Consider the following 3,484-nt stretch of genomic DNA (forward strand, 5'->3'; position numbering starts at 1 on the left):
TAGATGCCGATCATGGCGTCGCAGAAGCGGTCGAGTTCGGCTTTGTCTTCGCTTTCCGTCGGTTCGATCATGATCGTGCCCGGAACGGGAAAGCTAAGCGTGGGGGCGTGGAAGCCATAGTCCATAAGGCGTTTGGCCACGTCTTCGGCCTCGATGCCGGCGCTCGTCTTGAAAGGGCGCAGGTCGACGATAAATTCGTGGGCGCAGGTGCCATTAACGCCGCCATAGAGGATCTTATACTGTTTTTCCAGTCTTGCCTTCATATAGTTGGCATTGAGGATGGCGTATTGGGTGGCGCGTTTCACGCCTTCCGCCCCCAGCATTTTTATATAGGCGTAGCTGATGAGCAGGATGCTGGCCGATCCAAAAGGGGCGGCGGAGACCGCGTGACCCGGTTGGGCGGGGTTGCCATCGACGTGGCCGGGGAGATAGGGCTTCAGCTTTTCGTTGACACAGATAGGCCCCATACCCGGACCGCCGCCGCCGTGCGGGATGGCGAAAGTCTTGTGGAGGTTCAGGTGACAGACGTCCGCTCCGATCAGGCCCGGGCTGGTCAGTCCAACCTGGGCGTTCATATTAGCGCCGTCCATATAGACCATTCCTCCATTGTCATGGATCGTCCGGCAGATATCCTTTATACTTTCTTCGAACACGCCATGGGTTGAAGGGTAGGTAACCATCAGACCGGCGAGTTGATCTTTGTATTGCACCGCTTTTTCTTTCAGGTCGGTCACGTCGATATGGCCGTCGTCGTCGCTCTTGACGACCACCACCTTCATGCCTGCCATTACGGCGCTGGCCGGGTTGGTGCCGTGTGCGGAGATGGGGATCAGCATGACATCGCGGTGTGCTTCCGAACGGGCGGCATGATAGGCGCGGATGGTAAGGAGACCTGCGTATTCGCCCTGTGCGCCGCTATTGGGCTGCAAGGACGTGGCGGCAAAGCCCGTGATCTCGCTGAGCCAGTTCTCCAGTTCGGTGAGGATCCGGCGATAACCTTTCCATTGGCCGGCGGGGGCGAAGGGGTGGATACCACCGAATTCGGGCCAGCTTACCGGGATCAGTTCCGTGACCGCGTTCAGTTTCATCGTGCAGGAGCCCAGGGAGATCATGGAAGTATTAAGCGAGAGATCTTTGTTCTCCAGGCTTTTCAGGTATCGCATCATCTGCGTCTCGCTATGATGGGCATTGAAGACAGGGTGCGTGAGGAATTCAGAAGTGCGCGTAACGGAAGACGGTATATTATCCAGGTTGCTGTCGACGTCGAAGGTTGCGGTTGCAACACCCGAGCCGGCGGCCTCGCTAAAAATCGAAATGATCTGGAGAACGTCATCCTGTGTCGTGGTCTCGTCGAGGGTGATACCGATGGACGGGCTGCCGGAATACCGGAAGTTCATGCCCGATGCTTCTGCCAACTGGCGGATGGCTGTGGGATCCGTTACGTTGATACGGATCGTATCGAAATAAGAATCGTTGCCGTTCGTATATCCGAGGTTTGTCAGCTCGAGTGCGAGTGTGCGGGTCAGGAGGCTGACGCGTTTGGCGATGCGGGTCAATCCTTCCGGTCCATGATAGACGGCGTACATCGCCGCCATATTGGCGAGCAGGGCCTGGGCGGTACAGATATTGGAGGTTGCCTTCTCTCTTTTTATATGTTGTTCGCGTGTCTGGAGGGCCATGCGAAGGGCGCGGTTACCCTGGGCGTCGATGCTTACGCCGATGATGCGTCCCGGAATGGCTCGTTTGAAATCGTCGCGGGCGGCGAAGAATGCGGCATGGGGACCGCCGAAACCCATGGGTACGCCGAAGCGCTGGGAGGAGCCGATGGCGGCATCCGCTCCCAGTTCACCGGGTGGGGTGAGCAGGGTCAGGGCCAGGAGGTCCGTTGCCATCACGACATAGGCGCCGGCTTTCTGTACCTGTTGGATAAAGGAGCGGTAATCGTGAATGGCCCCGTCGCTGCCGGGGTATTGGACGATGGCGCCGAAGAAAGAGGAATCGATCGTAGCCTGACGAAAATCGCCCGTTACGAGCTCGATGCCGATCGGCTGTGCTCTTGTAAGGAGGAGGTCTTTTGTCTGGGCGAAAATATTTGTGTCTACAAAAAACTTTGGAGTCGTAATATGCTCATGGTCCTTGTTCTTCGCATTAAAGAACATCGTCATGGCTTCGGCTGCCGCCGTTCCTTCGTCCAGGAGGGAGGCATTGGCCAGGGGCAGGCCGGTGAGGTCGGCCACCATCGTCTGGAAATTCAGGAGGCTTTCGAGGCGGCCCTGCGCGATCTCGGCCTGGTAGGGGGTATATTGGGTATACCAGCCCGGGTTTTCGAACACATTGCGAAGAATGACGCTGGGGACGATGGTGTCGTAATAACCTTGTCCGATATAGGATTTATACACTTTATTCAGGGAAGCTACCTGGCGGAGGGTGGTGAGATATTGCTGTTCGCTCAGGGGACCGGGGATCGCCAGGTTTTTCCTGCTGCGGATAGCGGCCGGGATCGTCTTATCGATCAGTTCATCGAGGGAGCCGATACCGATGGTAGCCAGCATCCGGGTTGCTTCCTGTTCGTCGGGGCCGATATGGCGACCTGCAAATTCATGCGCCTGTTGTTCGAATAGATTCATAGTTATGTATAGAGGTTGACCGTTAAAAAGCTGGGTATTCGATAAAAAGATGTGCAAAGTTACGGCGGCGGAGGGAGAAAACAGCGCTTTTTAAATGCGGGAGACCGGTCAGCGGGTGCCTGCGTGGATAACAGGTGGAAATCAATGAGAAAGGGGCCTCCAAATCGGCGAAGCCGATTAAAAGACATAAACAAAAAAGGCCGTCCAAGATTTTTACCCCTTCTTGGACAGGCCTTTTTTGAAAAACCCCTAAACCCTAAAAAATTGAATGCTAAACTTTGTAGAACATGAACTAATTGCTATGTAAAATTAGCCCATTGTTCCGAAAATATGCCCCCTGTTAAATTAAAAGGAAATTAAAAATGGAGTCCGACGAAATTAGAAATGGGGTCCGTTCTTGACAACTTAAAAATTGGGGTCCGTGGCGTAGTCCATGGATTCGCCGGATTCCGCCTGGCGCATTTGCTCGCTGGTCATACGGCTTCCGTCATGGCTCCAGCCGGGGGGACCGAACAGGTAATACCATTTTTCCTTCCATCCGATATCGGTCCGGGACAGGTCTTTCCCGATATCGTTCCATTCGTGGAAAACGGTATGGGCAGGCCCTTTCCGCTCCAGTGGTTTTGTCAGGCCGTATTTGCGGGGTTGGTATTCTTCTGCGCTTAACTCCGGTTGAAAAGTGCCGAACAACTGGTCCCAGATGATCAGGAACATACCCATATTCTTATCCAGGTATTTGGGATTGGAGGCATGATGGACCCGGTGATGGGACGGGGTTACGAGGATATATTCCAGCCAGCCCATTTTATTGATCAGCTCGGTATGGACAAAAATGCCCCAGATCTGCGTTGCGGAAT

Annotated in this window: 2 protein-coding genes; both read right to left on the reverse strand. The window is 54.7% G+C overall.

Annotated elements, in window-relative coordinates; genetic code table 11:
• A partial coding sequence (gcvP, locus tag VGM48_RS07710; protein ID WP_331577710.1) for an aminomethyl-transferring glycine dehydrogenase occupies positions 1-2,627 on the reverse strand: 2,627 nt, incomplete at its 3' end.
• A gap of 405 nt (positions 2,628-3,032) precedes the next feature.
• Positions 3,033-3,484, reverse strand: a 452-nt coding sequence (locus VGM48_RS07715) for a sterol desaturase family protein (RefSeq protein WP_331577712.1), incomplete at its 5' end; no start/stop codon positions are given.

This window comes from Puia sp. (assembly GCF_036500295.1).
In the GTDB taxonomy this organism is placed as follows: domain Bacteria; phylum Bacteroidota; class Bacteroidia; order Chitinophagales; family Chitinophagaceae; genus Puia.